Here is a 17952-nt window from a genome sequence, read left to right as displayed (position 1 = left end):
TAGAAATGTGACCGGGTTGTTATTTTTTGTGAAAAAACGACAGAACCTTAAGCCATTATTTTGCGGTAAATTCTTTCTTTAGCCCAGCCGGATCGCGAAAAATAACCGCAACGATTGCCGATTTTCTGGCGATCGCTTCCTAAAAAACATAATCAACCTACTCTTCCAGACGATGCCAGCGACTTCATGGTTATTAGACCCGGATGCGCTTCCCTTTCGACAGAACAAGCTTATCCGGCCTACCATGGCCAATGAAATAGCGTACTGGCCTGCAAACTTAACTCAGCAGATCGCTAGAGCATTTTCATATCGCTTGTAGGGGCGAATTCATTCGCCTTGGGTGCCCAATCCAGGCGAATGAATTCGCCCCTACGCAGGGACCACACGCGAACCGAAAATGCTCTAATGAAAATTCGGGGGCGATTTTTATTTCTTCAGCAGCAGCGAAATCGTCAGCGCGACGAACGCAAGGAAATAGAAGCCGGCACCGGCCGCATGCGAATATTCCCATTGCCGGCGAAGCTCCAGCCAGTTCTCGGGCAACCGGGTCCAGTTCATTGTTTGCTGGTTGGCAGGGTAAGTGAACGTGAAAAACACGATAAGGCTAAACGCAATGCATAGCGCAGCGGTCAGCGTCAAATAAAACGCAACGGACTCTTCCCGCACCAGAAAGGAAAGCGCCAGCGTGGAAACGAGCGCACCGATAACGGCGATTCCGAGCAAAGCCCAGCCCCGATAAATCTGCTGAACGATCAGGTAGTCCTCACGGGACAAACCGATCTTGTGGGGAAGCTCGAACAAATGCGCAAAACCGGCGGACATCGCCACCGCGGTGAACAAAATACTGAGAAACCGGAAGGTGTTGATTAAACTCATGAGCGCCTCCTCGAATGTCTTATTCGCCTCCCGATAAAGCAACGGAAAGCGATTACCGCATGAATTCGCCTAACTGGCGCAGGACGAAGTTTTGATAGCCGGATACTCTGACTGTCCGACAACACGAAGAACAGTCTGCTTCGCCAATCCCATACCGATTCTTCTTTATAGACGGCGGGTTCGCTCTGTCAACCCACCGTCTGTTTCAAAGGCTATCGAGGATAACCGTAAGGCTGTTGATATTGCTGTTGCGGATAACCCTGTTGCTGAGGATAACTTTGTTGAGGATATCCTTGCTGAGGATATCCTTGCTGAGGATAGCTTTGTTGTTGCGGATAGCCTTGTTGAGGATATCCTTGCTGCTGAGGATAGCCCTGTTGTTGCGGATATCCTTGCTGCTGCGGGTAGCCTTGTTGCTGAGGATATCCCTGTTGCTGCGCTCCGGCATTATTGTTGGCCACGATCGCCAGTTCGACGCGGCGATTCTGCGCCCGGTTAGCCTCGTCGGTATTCGGATATTTCGGCATCCTTTCGCCCATTCCCTGCTGGCTCAAACGGGCGGAGTTGACGCCCTGCTGCGCCAGATAGCCGGCTACGCTGGCCGCCCGCTGTTCGGATAACCGCTGGTTGTAACTGTCCGAGCCGATATCGTCGGTGTGCCCGGTGACCGTGATTTTCGATTCCGGATACTGATTCAGAATACTGGCCACCGAATTTAACGCCGACTGCGCCTGAGGCGTCAATGTGGCGGAGTCGAAGGCGAAGGTAATGCTGCTCGGCATGTTCAGGTTCAGCGTATTTTCCGCGGTTCTTTGCACTTCAATGCCGGTCCCCTGCAAGGATTGCTCCATCTGTTTCTGCTGGTGATCCATGTAAGCTCCGACCGCCGCGCCCAGGGCACCTCCGGCCAACGCGCCCCAGCCGGCATTTTTCAGATCGTTGCCGCCGAAGGCCGTTCCCAGGGCAGCTCCGCCCAACGCACCCAAACCCGCTCCTTTTGCCGTATTGCCGATAGTGGATTGGCCGGTATAAGGATCGGTAACGCAGGCTGTTAAAAGAATCGAAGCGATTCCAGTCACTAATACAGTTTTTTTCATCATTTTAAGGCCTTGTTACGGTTAATGGCTTCTGGCGAAGCCGACACAAACTCATCCAGCGATAAGTTTCAGGGTTAAATAATCCGGACTAACTAAAAATTTTTGTTCGTCGTAATAAGTGACGCTCATCATAAGGAACAAATCTTAACATACTCTGAACGGACCGGTTTTCCTTACGGCTTGTTATTTATCGACAGCTTCCTGCCTGGACAGGTCGAGAGTCCAGTCTCGCCAGATCGACATCAGCACGGCCATCAATGTCGGCCCCAGAAACAGGCCCAGCAAGCCGAAATTTTCAAGGCCGCCGAAAATTCCGAGCAGAGTCCAGATAAAAGGCAGTTTGACCGCGCCGCCGATCAAGGCAGGACGTACGTAATTATCCGCAACCAGGATGACGGCCAGGCCGAAAATCAACAAGCCCATGCCGGCGGCCAGATGACCTTCGGCCAATAACACCAGTGCGCAACCGCCGAAAATCAATTTGGCCGCAAACGGAATCATCGCCAGAATTCCGGTCAAAGCGCCCAGCAGGGCCGGATGACCGAGCCCGGCCACTGCATAACCGATCCCGAGCAATAACCCTTCTCCCAGCCCTACCAGAACCAGGCCGTTGACCGTGGCGCGAACGGCAACAATCGCATGCAATACATAATGGATGCCGACTTCGCCGAATAAGTTCCTGCTGGTCTCCAGCACTTTTTGGCCCAGCCCCTCGCCGTGCCGGTAAACAAAAAACAGAACCAGCAACGTGATCAGAAAACCGAAGAAACGGTGCAGTATCTGGCTGGCGAAAGCCTTGCTGTAACCCAGCGCAGTGCCGGTGCCGAGCCAGTGCAAAGTATTATTGGCCGCGTCCGGACTCCCTAGAATGTCCAGCCAGACGTTTTTAGCCCATTGCCCTGCGAACGGCAGGGTTTCCAGCCAGGCGGGCGGCGGGATGCCCACCTGCTGAGCTTCGCTCAGAAATCGCCCCAGCGACTGCATCTCCTGCAATAGACGGCTCAAACCATAGCCCAACGGCGCCAGAAAGATGGCGCCGATCGCCAGCGTAAGTCCCAAAGCGGTCCAGGTGACGTTATGCCGAAACTGCTTCCCTGCCAATAGCCGCTGATAAAGCGGCCAGGTAATGATGGCAATGACCACGGCCCAAATCAGCAAAGCAAGAAAGCTGTGCAACACCCAGCCGCCGAGCAGCACCAGAACAACACTGGCGGCGAGGCGGGATCGAACTTCCGTTTTGTTTTCCATAAAACCGATGAAATTATGAAGATGAAATTTCGCCCCTGACCGTCACGATCTTGCCCAGGGAAGACCCGGCGCCGGCCGGGCATAAAAGATTGCAGAGATCAAGATGCCGCTCATGACTAACGTGCTCTTGCGGCCAACCGGCGCCTTTCGAACAATAAAACGGTCAAGAGATAGACCGACATCAGCGCACTGGCAGTCACCCAGGGCTGCCAATCCAGAATCCACAGCCATTTTTCCCGGGCCAGATAGAGACTCACTCCCCAAACGATATAGCCGAGAATGCGCTTGACGTCGTAGGCGACCGGGTAATATTTCCGTCCCAACAGGTAGGAAACCAACGCCATGCCGGCATAACAGGCCAGCGTCGCCCACGCCGAACCTCGATAACCCAGCAACGGAATCCAGTACAGGTTGAGCAGGATCGTCAGTACGGCGCCTCCCAGCGACACCCAGGCGCCCATCAAGGTGCGGTCGGTCAGTTTATACCAGATCGACAGATTGACGTAGATGCCGAGAAACAGATTGGCCATCAGCAGAATGGGCACCACGTCGAGCCCCGAGCGGAACTCGGCGCCGATGAAATATTTGAAAAAATCGATGTACAGAGTCACCAGAAGAAAGATGAACATGCAGAAAATGACGAAATATTCGAGCACGTCGGCGTAGACCCGGCGCGCATCGCTCTTGTCTGCATAAGCGAAGAAAAAAGGCTCGGCGGCATAGCGGAACGCCTGGATGAACAGCGACATCAAGATCGACAGCTTGTAACAGGCGCTGTAGATGCCCAGCATTTTCAGATTGGTCTTGACGTCGTAAGGCAATAGATATTTCAGCAAGGCCCGGTCCAGCATTTCATTGATGATGCCGGCGAAGCCGATCACAACCATCGGCAGCGAATAGCGCAGCATCCGGACGAACAAGGCCCGGTCGAATCCCCAAATCATCCCTTTTAATTGCGGCAGAAGCAGCAGAAATTTAACCCCGGTGGCGATCAGGTTGGCGATGAAAATATATCCCAAACCAATGGTGGGATCGTAAACCAGCGAAATCCACGAAGAAGAATTTTCCTGGTAGGCTTTCGGGCAATACAGAATGAAAAACAGGCTGAAGCCGACGGTGACCAGAATCTCGGTCACTTTGATCGAAGCGAAGCGCACCGCTCTGTTCTCCGCCCGCAGCCGGGCGAAAGGAATCGAAGAGACCGCATCGAGGCACAGAATAATGGCAAACCAGAGAACGTATTCCGGATGGTGAGCATAATGCAAAGCGGCCGACAGCTTCGGATTGATCAGCCGGATGAACAGAAAGAAACCCAGGTTGACCAGCAGAATGAACCAGAGCGCAGTCGAATAGGCCTTGTCCCTGCCCGGATTGTCCTTGCTGCGGAAGCGGAAATAACCGGTCTCGAAGCCGAACAGCAAGAGCACCGAAAAAAAACCGGCGTAAGCGTAAAACTCGGATACGACCCCGTATTCCGCCGGGCTGAAGGAATAGGTGTACAGCGGCACCAGAAGATAGTTGAGAAAACGCCCGAAAATACTGCTGATTCCATAAATCGCCGTTTGCGATGCCAATTTTCGAAGTATTCCCATGGACGGTGCGAGCCTTGATTCGAGGAGACCGGAGCCATTCCGGCGCAAAACCGGAATTATACCTAAACCGGGCGATTTAAGGAGAATTGCCGAGGCAGAGAACACCCGGCCCAACAGGAATCGGCCAGGATACGGAGTGGGCAATAAGAGCAAGCCATAGGCCAAATAAACGAAGCGCATCCATCGCGAATGATGTGGAATAAATTGCAAAAAAGCCGGACAGAGAGACCTCTGTCCGGCTTTTTACCGGACCGGATTAACGGCTGTTTTGCAGCGCGGCGATGCGTTCCGCCAGCGGCGGATGGCTCATGAACAGGCGCATGACCCCGTCGCCATTGATGCCGAACGCGGCGAACTGGCCCGGCAAGGCCTGAGGCTCGTGAGCCCGCTGCAGGGCACGCAAGGCGCCGATCATCTTGTCGCGTCCGGCCAGGCGGGCGCCGCCGGCATCGGCTCTGAATTCCCGGTAACGGGAGAACCACATCACCAGCATCGAAGCCAGAATGCCCAACACGATTTGCGCGACGAGCTGGGTCACGTAATAAGCCGGACCATAATCCCGCTCGCTTTTGAAGACGGCGCGGTCGACCACGTGGCCGATGATTGTCGCGAAAAAATACACGAAGGTGTTGACCACGCCCTGCATCAACGCCATCGTGACCATGTCGCCGTTGGCGACGTGGCTGATTTCATGGCCGAGGACAGCCTCAACCTCATCGGCGTTCATCGTCTGCAGCAAACCGGTACTGACCGCGACCAGCGCGCTGTTTTTGTTCATGCCGGTCGCAAAGGCGTTGGCTTCGGGCGCTTGGAAAACCCCGACTTCCGGCATGCCGATGCCGGCTTCCCGGGCCAGTTTGGCGACGGTATCGACCAGCCACCGCTCGGTCTGGTTGTCAGGGCGATCGATCACGTGCACGCCCATCGCATTTTTCGCCGACCACTTCGACATGAGCAGCGAAATGAACGAGCCGGTCATGCCGATGACGGCCGACATGATCAGCAGAGCGTTCAGGTTCAGGTTGACGCCGTTCGCGTCGAGGACGCCGCTGAGTCCCAAAAGATTGAATACAATGCTGATAACTACGAGTATGGCGGCATTGGTCGCCAGAAAAAGAAATATACGCATCATGTGATTGCCTTCATCGAATAAAATTTAGGTCATGGCCGATATAGGGATTGAATTTATTAAATCAATACTCCTCAGAGTGTTAAGATAAAACAAAGTTTACTGAACGAGGGCCTGATCATGCAAATCGCAAAATTGAGCGTTTTTCTTGTCTTTGTCCTGCAGACCTGCATTGCCTGCGCCGAGAAAAAAAATCCGCAGGACATCCTTAAACAACTTAGGTTGCCCGACGGATTCTCGATTTCGGTTTACGCCGACAACGTGCCCCAGGCCCGCAGCCTGGCGCTGGGCGATAACGGCGTCTTGTTCGTCGGCACCGGCACCGACGGCAAAGTCTACGCGGTTCGGGACCAGGATGGCGACGGCGTCGCCGAAAGCCGGTACGTCATCGCGAAAGAACTCTATATGCCCAACGGCGTCGCTTTCAGGAACGGCTCGCTGTACGTGGCCGAAGTCAATCGCATCCTCCGCTACGATCAAATTACGCAAAAACTCGATAACCCGCCCAAGCCGGTGACCGTTTTCGACAAGCTGCCTTCGGACAAGCATCACGGCTGGAAATACCTGCGTTTCGGACCGGACAACAAACTGTATTTCGGCGTCGGCGCGCCCTGCAACATCTGTCGGCCGGAAAAGCCGGTGTATGCCTCGCTGGTCAGAGTCAATGCCGACGGCAGCGATTTCGAAATCATCGCTCAAGGCATCCGGAACACCGTGGGTTTCGACTGGCAGCCCGAAACCGGCGCTTTGTTTTTCAGCGATAACGGCCGCGACTGGCTGGGCGACGACCAGCCGCCCGACGAGTTGAACCGCTGGTCCGCTGTCGGCGACCATTTCGGCTATCCCTACTGCCACGGCGACGACGTTTCCGATCCCGAATACGGCAAGGAGAAAAAATGCAGCGAGTTTAAGCCGCCGGCATGGAAGTTCAAGGCGCACGTGGCCGCCTTGGGCATCCGTTTTTACCGGGGACGGCAGTTTCCGGAACAATATCATAATCAACTGTTTGTCGCCCAGCACGGCTCCTGGAACCGCTCCGTGCCGGACGGTTACCGGATCGCCGTGGTAAAATTCGACAAAGACAAGGCGATCTCCGACGAAGTGTTCATCAGCGGCTGGCTCACCGGCAAGGAAGAGGTACTGGGGCGGCCGGTCGACGTCCTGGACTTGCCGGACGGCAGCCTGTTGATCAGCGACGATCAATTGGGCGTCATTTACAAGGTGCAATACAAAGGCTCGCATGCAAAAACAGATTGAAATTTTTGACAAGGAAATCGCTTACTCCGGATTTTTTCGCCTGGAAAAATATCGCCTCAGGCATACGCTGTTCGGCGGCGGCTGGAGCGCCGAACTCGAACGCGAGCTGTTCGTGCGCGGCCGTTGCGTCGCCGTCCTGCTCTACGATCCCCACGCCGACCAGGTGGTGTTGATCGAGCAGTTCCGGGTCGGGGCGCTGATGCAGCCGGACCAGGCCTGGCTCGTCGAAATCGTGGCCGGCGCGATCGAGGAAGGCGAATCCGCCGAGGAAGTCGCCTACCGCGAATCGCTGGAGGAAGCGGGCTGCCGGATTCAGGAACTCATGGTGGTCGGCGAATTTTATACGACGCCCGGCGCCTGCGCCGAAAGCATCACCTTATTCTGCGGCAAGGTCGACTGCACATCGGTAGGCGGCATTCACGGGCTGGATCACGAACACGAGGACATACTAGTCCGGGCGGTGTCTTTCGACGAGGCGTATCGAATGCTGGAAAACGGGGAATTCGTCTCCGCGATCCCGATCATCGCCCTTCAGTGGCTGGCTTTGAACCGGGAGAAATTGAAACGGACGTGGCTGAAATAATCGGGCACGGAGACGTCATCCGGATCCGCCTTGTTGCACGCCAACGGCTAAGCTTTCCCACCGGCAACGGAAAATAACAATAACCAAGCGAGGTAACGGGAATGAACCGAAGAGAATTTTTAAGAAAAGTGACCGCGGCGGCAACGGCCGGAGCCGGCAGCAGCTTTCTCTCCCATCTCGTCCTGGCCGGGCCGATCGTTCGGGATCCGGCCGAATTGCCGTCGGGCGCTCGCGAATCCGCCCTGCTGGCGGCGCTGCCGGATAAAGTCCCGCTGATCAAGCGCACGTTTCGTCCGCCGAATTTCGAGACGCCTTTAAGCTATTTCAACGAGGTTTTCACGCCGAACGAAGCTTTTTTCGTCCGCTACCACATGGCTTCCATTCCGGAAATGAATGCGCGGGAATGGAAATTGCAGATTGGCGGCGATTCGGTTGCGGGTCCCATCGAATTGACCCTGCACGATCTGAAGCGGAACTTCGAACAGGTCGAGATCGCGGCAGTAAACCAATGCGCCGGCAACCGAAGAGGATTGGTGCAGCCTCACGTGCCGGGCATCCAGTGGGGCTACGGCGCGATGGGCAATGCGAGGTGGCGCGGCGTCCGGCTCAAGGACGTGCTCAATAAGGCGGGGGTTAAAAAAGATGCGCTGGAAGTCGTCGCGAACGGTGCCGATGCCGGTCTGACCGCCAAGCTGCCCGATTTCGCGAAAAGCCTGCCGCTATGGAAAGCGCTCGATGAAAACACTCTGATAGCCTTCGAGATGAACGGCGCGCCCCTGCCCCATTGGCACGGCTTTCCGGCCCGACTGGTGGTGCCGGGCTGGACCGCGACCTACTGGATGAAACACCTGTCTTCTCTCCGCGTTGTTTCCGCGCCGTTCGACGGCTTCTGGATGAAAACCGCTTACCGCGTTCCCAAAGGCGCTTTTCCGGTGCCGCGGGAGTTTGACTCGCAGTCCTCCGAAACCACCACGCCGATTACCGACATCCTGGTCAACTCGCTGGTCACCAACATCGAAAACGGCCAGTCTTTCAATTCAGGACAGCCGATCAAAGTGAAAGGCATCGCCTGGGACGGCGGACACGGCATCGACCGGGTCGAAATCTCCGTCGATCAGGGCAAGTCCTGGCGGCGAGCCGATCTCCAGGAAGATTACGGCCGGTTTTCCTGGCGGCAATGGCATTACGAGTTTCAATCCGAACAACCCAAAGGCGCCTTAAAACTGATGGTAAGAGCCACCAACCGAGCCGGAGCGATGCAGCCGATCGATCCGGTTCCCAATCCCGCGGGGTATCATCACAACCGCATACAGACTCTCGAACTGGTCATTGTCTAGGAGGCCGCCGTGAAACTGTGGGTCATATTGTTAGGCATGGTGATTACAAAAATCGCCTTCGCCGATGAAAGCGATATCCAACTGAAGGAAGGCCCCGGCAAGGAGCTGGTCAGCGCTCACTGCGCCGTCTGCCACAGCCTCGATTACATTCCGATGAACTCGGCCTTCCTGGACCGGAAAGGCTGGGAAAAAACCGTCGACAAAATGATCCACGCCATGGGCGCACAGGTCCCGCCGGAAGACGTGGCGCCGATCGTGGATTATCTGGAGCGACAGTACGGCAAGTAGATTGGGCTTGCGTACTGAGGACGGCAGGGCTTGGAAAATACCGTATAATCATTTTCCACAAAAAACACCCACTGCCGAAACAAGGAATCCACAACCGACATGGCCAAGGCTAAATCAGCTAAAGACAGCAAAGAAGAAGCGCTCGAAAAACAACTCTGGAAGGCCGCCGACAAGCTCAGAAAAAATATCGATGCCGCCGAATACAAGCACGTGGTATTGGGCCTGATCTTCCTCAAATACATTTCCGATTCGTTCGAGGATCATTTCGCCAAGCTGCAAGCGGGACAAGCCGAATACGCCGGAGCGGATCCGGAAGACAAGGACGAATATAAAGCCGAAAACGTTTTCTTCGTCCCGTCTGAAGCGCGCTGGTCATTCCTGCTGGCCAAAGCCAGACAGCCGGATATCGGCAAGTTTGTCGATGAGGCGATGGATGCCATTGAAAAAGACAATCCCTCGCTCAAGGGCGTTTTGCCCAAAGTCTATGCGCGGCAAAATCTCGATCCTACCAATTTGGGCGGACTGATTGATCTGGTCGGCAATATCGCGCTCGCCGAAGGCAAGCAGGGCGGGCAGTTCTACACGCCGCGCAGCATCGTTGAATTACTGGTGGCGATGCTCGAACCGTATAAAGGCCGCGTGCTCGATCCCTGCTGCGGATCGGGCGGCATGTTCGTGCAATCGGAGCGCTTTGTCGAAGAGCATCAGGGCAAGATCGACGACATTTCGGTTTACGGGCAGGAAAGCAATCAGACCACCTGGCGGCTGGCGAAAATGAACCTTGCCATTCGCGGCATCGACAGCTCGCAAGTCAGATGGAACAACGAAGGCTCCTTCCTGAACGATGCCCACAAGGACCTGAAAGCCGATTTCATCATCGTCAATCCGCCGTTCAATGACAGCGATTGGAGCGGCGAACTCTTGCGCACCGACGGGCGTTGGCAATACGGCACACCGCCCACGGGCAATGCGAACTTCGCCTGGTTGCAGCATTTCATTTATCACCTCTCGCCGACCGGCAAGGCGGGGATCGTCCTGGCGAAAGGCGCGCTCACCAGCAAAACCAGCGGTGAAGGAGACATCCGCAAGGCTCTGATTGCCGACGGCAACCTGATCGATTGCATCGTCAACCTGCCCGCCAAGTTGTTTTTGAACACCCAGATTCCGGCGGCGCTCTGGTTTATGAACCGTGCCCGCCCTCTCCCCTCTCCCTCAGGGAGAGGGGGTGAGAGCGAACACCCGCGCAAAAATGAAATCCTGTTCATCGATGCCCGCAACATGGGGCACCTGATTAACCGCCGCACCCGGGAACTCTCGCACGAGGACATTCAAAAGATCGCCGACACCTACCACGCTTGGCGTGACGTGCAGGGATGCATTAATGCCGCGGGAGACAGGATGTCGGGAGCGGCCACCGTCGTAGGTGACGCACAGGGAAGTGCTAATGTCGCGGGAGGCCGGAAGCCGGAAGCGACCAAGTATGAAGATATTAAAGGATTTTGCTCATCTACTCCTACCGAGCGCGTCAAGGAACTGGATTACGTCCTGCCCCCCGGGCGCTATGTCGGACTGCCCGATGAAGAAGACGATTTCGATTTCAAGGAACGCTTTGCCGTCCTGAAAGCCGAGTTTGAAGCGCAATTACTGGAGGAAGCGGCGCTCAATAAAGCCATTGCTGAAAATCTGGCGAAGGTGCAGCTATGAGTGAGTGGCAAGAGTTTAAAATAGAAGATTTTGCAGAAATCCAAAATCAAAAACGCATACCGCTTAGCTCTATGGAAAGGTCTAAAAGGCAAGGCGTTTTTCCATACTACGGCGCATCTGGTATTGTTGATTATATAAATGATTACATTTTTGATGGCGAATATGTATTGGTCTCTGAAGACGGAGAAAATCTAAGAACAAGAAAAACCCCAATAGCATTTAAGGCAATCGGTCAATTCTGGGTAAATAATCATGCTCATATTCTAAAATGCAAAAAAGGTTATCTTAGTGACATTATTGTTTATTACTTCAAAAATTTGGATTTGAATGAATACATCACCGGTGCTGTCCAGCCAAAATTAAATTTAGGCTCGATGGCTTCAAAGAATTCACTGGTAAATATAAAGATCAGCATATTGTAACCTAAGGGGATTTGGTAGTTGCACACACAGACATCACACAAGATGCTGCCGTTATAGGAAATCCGGTGATGGTCATATCCGATCCGCTATACGAGACATTAGTCATTTCTATGGACTTGGTAAAAGTCACTCCAAAATTTGAATGGCTGTCCAATGAATTCCTTTACCGAATGATGAGAACAAGAGAATTCAAACAGCACTGCTTGGGTCTATCAAATGGCTCAACGGTGTTGCATTTGAGCAAGGAAGCTATTCCAAGCTATGAGTTTTTCTTGCCGCCTAAAGAAAAAATTGATGCTTTTACACAACAAGCAAAATGCTTGTTGGGCAAGAAGTTCAAAAACATTTCTCAAATTTACACCCTCGAAAAACTCCGCGACACTTTACTGCCCAAACTCATGAGCGGCGAAATCCGCGTCAGACTTACCCCATAGGACACCAGCCATGCAAGCTTATTACGAAATCGAAACCGACATTCCCGTCAATAATCAATTGCACATCCGTTTGCCGGACGACTTGTAGGGGCAAAAAATTTTTTGCCCCTACCGATGGTAAAATTTTTTGCCCGTGCCGATGATAAAAAAATTTTGCCCGTGCCGATATTCCCATTTTGCCCAAAACGGCGCTCTCCCTAAAGATATGAAATTTAATCCGGAAATTCATCATCGAAAATCGATCCGACTTAAAAACTATGATTATTCTCAGGCGGGGCTCTATTTCGTCACCCTTTGCACGTATACACGCTTGCCGTTATTCGGCGAAATTGTGGATGGAGAAATGCGATTGAATGATGGTGGCAGAACTGCAGAAAATTGTTGGCGCGCCATCCCCGATCATTTTCCTGATGTCGTCGCCGATGAATTTGTCGTGATGCCCAATCACGTGCATGGAATTATCACCATTACCGTTGGGGCAAATAATTATGTAGGGGCAAATAATTATTTGCCCCTACATGGCACATCCAAGACCATCGGTTCGATCATAAGAGGGTTTAAGATTGGCGTTACAAAATGGTTTCGCGCAAATACGGATATTGATGTGGTTTGGCAGCGTAATTATCATGAACACATCATCCGCAATGAGGAAGCTTACTTAAAAATCGTGGAATACATCCAAACCAATCCTCAACGATGGCTGGACGATACCTATCATGTCTAAACTCATCGAATCCGCGATAGAAGAATTCGCCATCAAGCTGTTCGAACGGCTTGGTTATAACTACGTCTACGCTCCCGACATTGCTCCCGATGGCGACAAGCCGGAGCGCCGCCACTATGATGAAGTGATCCTGAAAGACCGCCTCTAGTCAGCCGTGCAGCGCATCAATCCGGCCGTTCCACAGAGCTCGCTGCAAGAGGCGCTGAAAGAGGTTGAGCGCATCCATTCGCCGGAATTGCTGGCGGCCAACGAAATCTTCCATCGGCTGCTCACCGAGGGCGTGAAGGTCAGTTATCAAAAGGACGGGCAGGATCGCGGCAATCTGGTTTGGCTGATCGATTTTGCCAAGCCGGACAATAACGAATTCGTCGTCGCCAACCAGTTTACGGTCATCGATTTATCCCCGCATGGGGGAAACGACCAGAACAAGCGCCCCGATCTGGTTCTGTTCGTCAACGGTCTGCCGTTGGTGGTGATCGAGCTGAAAAATCCTGCCGATGAAAACGCCACGATCAAAGCCGCCTACAAGCAGGTAGACACTTACAAGCATACGATTCCAAGCCTGTTTACCACGAACGCGATTCTGGTGATTTCCGATGGCTTGGAAGCCAAGGCGGATCGTTGTCGGCAAGTTTCAGCCGATTCATGACTTGGAAATCGGTTGACGGTAAAACCGAAGCCTCGCCTCTGGTCAGCCAACTCGAAACCCTGATTAACGGCATGCTCAACAAAGCCACGCTGCTCGATTTGATCCGGCATTTCGTGGTGTTCGAGAAATCCAAAAAAGAAGATAAGGTGAATAGCGAAGCCAGAAAGAATGCCCAGGGGCACCCGAAGACCGGCGTCATCAGCATCGGCACGGTGAAAAAACTGGCGGCGTATCATCAGTATTACGCCGTGAACGCGGCTATTGCCTCGACCTTTCGCGCCGTAGGGGCAAATGTAGGGGCAAATAATTATTTGCCCCTACAAGAACCACCCGCCAGTTACGGTTTGCCCTGCGTGGATAAGCAAGCCAGGGGCGACAAAAAAGCCGGTGTCGTCTGGCATACCCAAGGCAGCGGTAAATCGCTGTCGATGGTGTTTTATACCGGCAAGATCGTGTTGGCATTGGATAATCCGACCGTGTTGGTGATTACCGACCGCAACGATCTTGACGATCAATTGTTCGATACCTTTGCCGCAAACGCGCAATTGCTCCGGCAGGAGCCCAAACAGGCGGATGACCGGCAACAGCTCAAGGAACTGCTGAAAGTCGGCTCCGGCGGCGTGGTGTTCTCGACGATCCAGAAGTTTCAGCCGGAGGAAGGCAATGTTTACGAACAACTCTCCGATCGCCGGAACATCATCGTCGTGGTCGATGAAGCGCACCGCACCCAATACGGCTTTCAGGCAAAGACGGTCGATGAGAAAGACGATTAGGGCGAAGTCGTCGGCAAAAAGGTCGTGTATGGCTTTGCCAAATATCTGCGCAATGCCTTGCCCAATGCGACTTACTTAGGTTTTACCGGCACGCCGATTGAGAAAACGGACGTGAATACTCCGGCGGTCTTCGGCGATTACGTTGATATTTACGACATTGCCCAAGCGGTCGAAGACGGCGCAACGGTGCGGATTTACTACGAAAGCCGCTTGGCGAAAGTGGGCTTGAGCGATGAAGGCAAAAAACTCATTGCCGAACTTGATCAGGAATTTGATGATGTAGGGGCGAAAAATTTTTCGCCCCTACCGGAAACCCAAAGAGCCAAGGCGAAATGGACGCAAGTCGAAGCCTTGGTCGGCAGTGAAAAACGCATTCGGAATATCGCCAAGGATATGGTTGTCCACTTTGAAGCGCGGCAGGAAGTCTTTTCCGGCAAGGGCATGATCGTGGCGATGTCCCGGCGCATTGCCGCCGATCTTTATGAAGAAATCGTCAAACTCAAACCGGAATGGCACTCCGATGACCCGAATAAAGGTGCCATTAAAGTCGTGATGACGTCCGCCTCATCAGACGGCGCCAAGATCGCCAAACACCACACCACCAAGCAGCAGCGCAAAGCCTTGGCGGAGCGCATGAAGGATAACGATGACGAACTGAAACTCGTGATCGTGCGCGATATGTGGCTGACCGGCTTCGATGCGCCGAGCATGCACACGCTTTATATCGACAAGCCGATGAAGGGGCATAACCTGATGCAGGCGATAGCGCGGGTCAATCGGGTTTATCTAGATAAGCCCGGCGGCTTGGTCGTCGATTATCTGGGCATTGCCGCCGATCTGAAAGAAGCGCTGTCTTTCATTCCGATGCCGGCGGTCGGGGTGATCCAACCTTGGCTCAAGAACAAGCGGTCAATGTGATGCTGGAGAAAATCGAAGTGATCTCCGCGATGTATCACGGCTTCCCTTATGAGAACTATTTTGAAGCCAACACCGCGCAAAAGCTATCGCTAATCCTCGCGGCTGAGAATCATATTTTAGGTCTGGAAGACGGCAAAAGACGCTACATCAATGAAGTCACCGCTTTGTCCCAAGCCTTTGCGATTGCGATTCCGCATGACCAAGCCATGGATGCCAAGGATGAAGTCGCCTTCTTTCAGGCGGTCAAGGCACGCTTAGCCAAGTTTGATGGCGCAGGCTCCGGCAAAACTAATGAGGAAATCGAAACCACGATCCGGCAGGTGATCGATAAAGCCCTCGTGTCCGAACAAGTGATCGATATATTCGATGCGGCCGGCATTAAAAAGCCGGATATTTCCATTCTTTCCGATGAGTTTTTGCTGGAACTGAAAGGAATGGAGCATAAAAACGTGGCGTTAGAAGTGCTGAAAAAACTGCTCAATGACGAGCTGAAAGTCCGTGCGAAAAAGAATCTGGTGCAAAGCAAATCCCTGATGGAGATGCTGGAAACGGCGATTAAAAAGTACCATAACAAAATCCTGACCGCCGCCGAGGTCATGGATGAACTCATCAAAATCAGCAAAGAAATTGTTGATTCCGACAACGAGGCAAAAAATCTGGGTCTGACCGATTTCGAGTATGCCTTTTACACGGCGGTCGCCAGCAACGACAGCGCAAAAGAGCTGATGCAGCACGATCAATTGCGGGAATTGGCGGTGGTTTTAACGCAACGCGTCAGAGAAAACGCTTCGATTGACTGGACGATTAAAGAAAGCGTCAAAGCCAAGTTGAAGGTCATCGTGAAGAGAACCTTGCGGCAATTTGGCTATCCGCCGGATATGCAGTTACTGGCCACCGAAACGGTATTGAAACAGGCCGAAATGATTGCCGGTGAGCTTGCGGAAGGCTATGCCGTCTAAACCCGAAGCCTCCGCAAGACACATCATTTTTACTTCTCGAACAACGCAATCGACTCCACGTGCGCGGTTTGCGGGAACATGTCCATGACGCCGGCTTTGATCAACCGGTAGCCCAGCTCGTTCACCAGAATTCCGGCGTCGCGGGCCAGCGTGGAGGGATTGCAGGAGACGTAGACGATCCGTTCGGGCTGCCATTTCTTGAAATGGGGCAAGACTTCCGAAGCGCCGGCCCTGGAAGGGTCGAGCAGGATTTTGTTGTATTTGCGGTTGGCCCAGGACTGATCGCTGATATCCTTGCTCAAATCGGCAGCGTAGAACTCGACGTTGCCGATGCCGTTGTGCCGGGCGTTTTCCCTGGCGTGATCGACCAGAGGCTGGTCGCCTTCGATGCCGGTCACCGAACCGGCCAGAGTCGCCATCGGCAGCGTGAAATTGCCGAGTCCGCAAAAAAGATCCAGTACGTTATCGTTCTTGTTGAGATCCAGCAGTTCCAGCACCCGGTTGATCATCTGCCGGTTGATCTCATAATTCACCTGGGTGAACATGGCCGGCCTGAATTTGAACTCGACGGACTGATCCGGCAGCGCATAAACCGGAGTCACCTCCGGCTCTCCCGGCAGGGGCTCGATCGTATCGGGACCTTTCGACTGAAGGCAGAGGCTGATGCCGTGCTCCCGCCCGAAGCTACGCAGCCGCTCGATGTCGGCGGCGGTCGGCGGCTCCAGCACGCGAATGGCCAGAACGCATTGCTCGTCGCCGATGGCCACCTCGATCTGAGGAATCTTTTCGCGGATGCTGAGGCCTGCGATCAGCTCGGACAGTGCGGTCAGACGAGTGCCGACAATCGGATGCATGACCCGGCAGTTGCCGATCTCGGCCAGATATTGATGGCGCCGTTCCCTGAAACCGACCAGAGCCCGATCTTTCTTGGCCACGTATTTGACGCCCATGCGCGCCTTGCGGCGATAGCCCCAATGGGGGCCGGTCAGAGGCGGCCAGAAGCCGGGAACCTCGACCTTGCCGATGCGTTTGAATTGTTCGGCCAATAAATTCTGCTTGATCCGGATTTGCGCACCGGCTTCGACATGCTGAAAGCTGCATCCTCCGCAGACGCCGTAATGGGGACAGGCGGGCTCGACCCGGTCCGCGGAGCGCTGAAGCACGTTAACGACCTTGCCTTCGGCGTAATCGCGGCGGCTGTCGGTGTAAACGAATTCGACGGATTCGCCGGGCAAGGCGTCGTCGATGAATACGGCCTTGCCGCCGACATGCGCCACGCCGCGTCCGTCGTGCGTCAGGGACTCTATCTCGGCCTGCACCGGGGTGTCCGGCAGGACTTTCTTTCTCGGTTTTCTTACGGCCATACGGTTATTTCTGCTTCCAGCTTCCGGATTGCCGATACCACCAGCCGGACCGGGCGTTGCCGACCCAGCGTTTCGCGAAAGTGGCCTTGATCTGTCCGAACCAGTCCGGATGGCCGTTGGCGTTGGCGATCGCCTGGTACAGGCCGGTGCGGTCCTTGTTTTCGGCGGCGACCAGTTTATTGACCTTATTCCTGTCCTTGAGCGGCACGTTGGCGGCGTCGCGCACCGTCAGCAAGCCGTCTTCCTGAATGCCGATCGCGCCGCTGTCGTAGAAAGGTTTCAGCGACGGAAAACGGCTTTCCATCGAGGCCGTAAGGCGCCTGATGTCGACGCTGTCGATCGTTAGATCGGCTTCGGCAGCGGCCGCCGGGGAAATAAAGGCGCCGATGGCCTTGTCGAGCCACAGATAAACGGTTTTTTGTGAATCCGGCAAGGCGGATTGAGGTTCCGGTTTTTGCGGGGCGGCATTCTGGATGTCCTGGATGATTTCATCGGCCGCCTTTTCAGCCGCCGCCGCCGGGAAATAGATATTAATGGTGACGCACGCGCTCAGCAGCAATACACCCAATATCGATAGTTTTTTCATAGTGATCTCTTG

At 54.0% G+C, this 17952-nt stretch carries 19 protein-coding genes and 1 pseudogene; 13 read left to right on the top strand and 7 right to left on the bottom strand.

Annotated elements, in window-relative coordinates:
- Nucleotides 1-426: 426 nt before the first annotated feature.
- From A3OW_RS0103060 to htpX, 5 genes are all read right to left on the bottom strand, one after another.
- The gene (locus A3OW_RS0103060) at nucleotides 427-876 is read right to left on the bottom strand and encodes a hypothetical protein (RefSeq protein ID WP_020561957.1); all 450 of its coding nucleotides are present in this window, start codon (nucleotides 874-876) and stop codon (nucleotides 427-429) included.
- Between the two features lie 212 nt (nucleotides 877-1088).
- Nucleotides 1089-1973 (bottom strand): OmpA family protein, encoded by an 885-nt coding sequence (locus A3OW_RS0103055; RefSeq protein ID WP_020561956.1) that lies wholly within the window; start codon nucleotides 1971-1973, stop codon nucleotides 1089-1091.
- A 183-nt stretch (nucleotides 1974-2156) separates the two neighbouring features.
- The gene (locus tag A3OW_RS0103050; RefSeq protein ID WP_020561955.1) at nucleotides 2157-3221 is read right to left on the bottom strand and encodes an AI-2E family transporter; all 1065 of its coding nucleotides are present in this window, start codon (nucleotides 3219-3221) and stop codon (nucleotides 2157-2159) included.
- Between the two features lie 116 nt (nucleotides 3222-3337).
- A complete protein-coding gene (locus A3OW_RS0103045) occupies nucleotides 3338-4813 on the bottom strand; it encodes a lipopolysaccharide biosynthesis protein (protein ID WP_020561954.1) in 1476 nt (491 codons plus the stop codon).
- 256 nt (nucleotides 4814-5069) lie between these two features.
- Nucleotides 5070-5945, bottom strand: a complete 876-nt coding sequence (htpX, locus tag A3OW_RS0103040) for a protease HtpX (protein WP_020561953.1) — start codon at nucleotides 5943-5945, stop codon at nucleotides 5070-5072.
- 117 nt (nucleotides 5946-6062) lie between these two features.
- Between htpX and A3OW_RS0103035 the strand changes: the two genes are divergently transcribed.
- The 13 genes and pseudogenes from A3OW_RS0103035 (at nucleotide 6063) to A3OW_RS28430 (ending at nucleotide 15990) form a co-directional block, all read left to right on the top strand.
- On the top strand, nucleotides 6063-7199 hold the full coding sequence (locus A3OW_RS0103035) for a PQQ-dependent sugar dehydrogenase (protein ID WP_020561952.1): 1137 nt from the start codon (nucleotides 6063-6065) through the stop codon (nucleotides 7197-7199).
- On the top strand, nucleotides 7183-7782 hold the full coding sequence (locus A3OW_RS0103030; RefSeq protein ID WP_020561951.1) for an NUDIX domain-containing protein: 600 nt from the start codon (nucleotides 7183-7185) through the stop codon (nucleotides 7780-7782). The genes A3OW_RS0103035 and A3OW_RS0103030 overlap by 17 nt, the downstream gene beginning before the upstream one ends.
- Before the next feature lie 101 nt (nucleotides 7783-7883).
- Complete coding sequence (locus tag A3OW_RS0103025) at nucleotides 7884-9119, top strand: molybdopterin-dependent oxidoreductase (protein ID WP_020561950.1); 1236 nt, start codon at nucleotides 7884-7886, stop codon at nucleotides 9117-9119.
- Between the two features lie 9 nt (nucleotides 9120-9128).
- Nucleotides 9129-9407: a c-type cytochrome gene (locus A3OW_RS0103020; protein ID WP_020561949.1), complete on the top strand. Its 279-nt coding sequence runs from the start codon at nucleotides 9129-9131 to the stop codon at nucleotides 9405-9407.
- A 99-nt stretch (nucleotides 9408-9506) separates the two neighbouring features.
- Complete coding sequence (locus A3OW_RS0103015) at nucleotides 9507-11111, top strand: type I restriction-modification system subunit M (protein ID WP_020561948.1); 1605 nt, start codon at nucleotides 9507-9509, stop codon at nucleotides 11109-11111.
- Nucleotides 11108-11533, top strand: a complete 426-nt coding sequence (locus A3OW_RS0103010) for a restriction endonuclease subunit S (RefSeq protein WP_020561947.1) — start codon at nucleotides 11108-11110, stop codon at nucleotides 11531-11533. The genes A3OW_RS0103015 and A3OW_RS0103010 overlap by 4 nt, the downstream gene beginning before the upstream one ends.
- Before the next feature lie 68 nt (nucleotides 11534-11601).
- Nucleotides 11602-11967, top strand: a complete 366-nt coding sequence (locus A3OW_RS25855; protein ID WP_020561946.1) for a restriction endonuclease subunit S — start codon at nucleotides 11602-11604, stop codon at nucleotides 11965-11967.
- 205 nt (nucleotides 11968-12172) lie between these two features.
- Nucleotides 12173-12691: a transposase gene (locus A3OW_RS23885; protein WP_033411541.1), complete on the top strand. Its 519-nt coding sequence runs from the start codon at nucleotides 12173-12175 to the stop codon at nucleotides 12689-12691.
- Nucleotides 12684-12839, top strand: a complete 156-nt coding sequence (locus tag A3OW_RS28450) for a type I restriction endonuclease (RefSeq protein ID WP_232422321.1) — start codon at nucleotides 12684-12686, stop codon at nucleotides 12837-12839. Before A3OW_RS23885 ends, A3OW_RS28450 begins: the two co-directional genes overlap by 8 nt.
- Before the next feature lie 6 nt (nucleotides 12840-12845).
- Nucleotides 12846-13340, top strand: a complete 495-nt coding sequence (locus tag A3OW_RS28445) for a type I restriction endonuclease (RefSeq protein ID WP_026223288.1) — start codon at nucleotides 12846-12848, stop codon at nucleotides 13338-13340.
- A pseudogene (locus A3OW_RS28440) lies at nucleotides 13337-14335 on the top strand (DEAD/DEAH box helicase family protein); the annotation flags it as partial. The gene A3OW_RS28445 and the pseudogene A3OW_RS28440, both read left to right, overlap by 4 nt.
- 171 nt (nucleotides 14336-14506) lie before the next feature.
- Nucleotides 14507-15031 carry a type I restriction enzyme subunit R domain-containing protein gene (locus tag A3OW_RS28995; RefSeq protein ID WP_408605664.1) on the top strand — a complete coding sequence of 175 codons (525 nt, stop codon included), beginning with the start codon at nucleotides 14507-14509 and terminating at the stop codon, nucleotides 15029-15031.
- Nucleotides 15004-15990, top strand: a complete 987-nt coding sequence (locus tag A3OW_RS28430) for a DUF3387 domain-containing protein (protein WP_232422320.1) — start codon at nucleotides 15004-15006, stop codon at nucleotides 15988-15990. The genes A3OW_RS28995 and A3OW_RS28430 overlap by 28 nt, the downstream gene beginning before the upstream one ends.
- 29 nt (nucleotides 15991-16019) lie before the next feature.
- Here A3OW_RS28430 and rlmD read toward each other — a convergent pair whose 3' ends face one another.
- Together rlmD and A3OW_RS0102955 are read right to left on the bottom strand one after the other, a co-directional pair.
- The gene (gene rlmD / locus A3OW_RS0102960) at nucleotides 16020-17354 is read right to left on the bottom strand and encodes a 23S rRNA (uracil(1939)-C(5))-methyltransferase RlmD (protein WP_020561942.1); all 1335 of its coding nucleotides are present in this window, start codon (nucleotides 17352-17354) and stop codon (nucleotides 16020-16022) included.
- A gap of 4 nt (nucleotides 17355-17358) precedes the next feature.
- Nucleotides 17359-17940, bottom strand: a complete 582-nt coding sequence (locus tag A3OW_RS0102955) for a YdbL family protein (protein ID WP_020561941.1) — start codon at nucleotides 17938-17940, stop codon at nucleotides 17359-17361.
- Between the last annotated feature and the right edge of the window lie 12 nt (nucleotides 17941-17952).

This window comes from Methylosarcina fibrata AML-C10 (assembly GCF_000372865.1).
Classification (GTDB): Bacteria; Pseudomonadota; Gammaproteobacteria; order Methylococcales; family Methylomonadaceae; genus Methylosarcina; species Methylosarcina fibrata.
This window is presented reverse-complemented; position numbering and strand designations above follow the sequence as displayed.

Bases quoted from the DNA above. Each gene is read 5' to 3' on its own strand.
- A3OW_RS0103060 (WP_020561957.1), bottom strand. From the start codon at position 876: ATGAGTTTAATCAACACCTTCCGGTTTCTCAGTATTTTGTTCACCGCG.
- A3OW_RS0103055 (WP_020561956.1), bottom strand. From the start codon at position 1,973: ATGAAAAAAACTGTATTAGTGACTGGAATCGCTTCGATTCTTTTAACA.
- A3OW_RS0103050 (WP_020561955.1), bottom strand. From the start codon at position 3,221: ATGGAAAACAAAACGGAAGTTCGATCCCGCCTCGCCGCCAGTGTTGTT.
- A3OW_RS0103045 (WP_020561954.1), bottom strand. From the start codon at position 4,813: ATGGGAATACTTCGAAAATTGGCATCGCAAACGGCGATTTATGGAATC.
- htpX (WP_020561953.1), bottom strand. From the start codon at position 5,945: ATGATGCGTATATTTCTTTTTCTGGCGACCAATGCCGCCATACTCGTA.
- A3OW_RS0103035 (WP_020561952.1), top strand. From the start codon at position 6,063: ATGCAAATCGCAAAATTGAGCGTTTTTCTTGTCTTTGTCCTGCAGACC.
- A3OW_RS0103030 (WP_020561951.1), top strand. From the start codon at position 7,183: ATGCAAAAACAGATTGAAATTTTTGACAAGGAAATCGCTTACTCCGGA.
- A3OW_RS0103025 (WP_020561950.1), top strand. From the start codon at position 7,884: ATGAACCGAAGAGAATTTTTAAGAAAAGTGACCGCGGCGGCAACGGCC.
- A3OW_RS0103015 (WP_020561948.1), top strand. From the start codon at position 9,507: ATGGCCAAGGCTAAATCAGCTAAAGACAGCAAAGAAGAAGCGCTCGAA.
- A3OW_RS0103010 (WP_020561947.1), top strand. From the start codon at position 11,108: ATGAGTGAGTGGCAAGAGTTTAAAATAGAAGATTTTGCAGAAATCCAA.
- A3OW_RS25855 (WP_020561946.1), top strand. From the start codon at position 11,602: ATGGTCATATCCGATCCGCTATACGAGACATTAGTCATTTCTATGGAC.
- A3OW_RS23885 (WP_033411541.1), top strand. From the start codon at position 12,173: ATGAAATTTAATCCGGAAATTCATCATCGAAAATCGATCCGACTTAAA.
- A3OW_RS28450 (WP_232422321.1), top strand. From the start codon at position 12,684: ATGTCTAAACTCATCGAATCCGCGATAGAAGAATTCGCCATCAAGCTG.
- A3OW_RS28995 (WP_408605664.1), top strand. From the start codon at position 14,507: ATGGTTGTCCACTTTGAAGCGCGGCAGGAAGTCTTTTCCGGCAAGGGC.
- rlmD (WP_020561942.1), bottom strand. From the start codon at position 17,354: ATGGCCGTAAGAAAACCGAGAAAGAAAGTCCTGCCGGACACCCCGGTG.
- A3OW_RS0102955 (WP_020561941.1), bottom strand. From the start codon at position 17,940: ATGAAAAAACTATCGATATTGGGTGTATTGCTGCTGAGCGCGTGCGTC.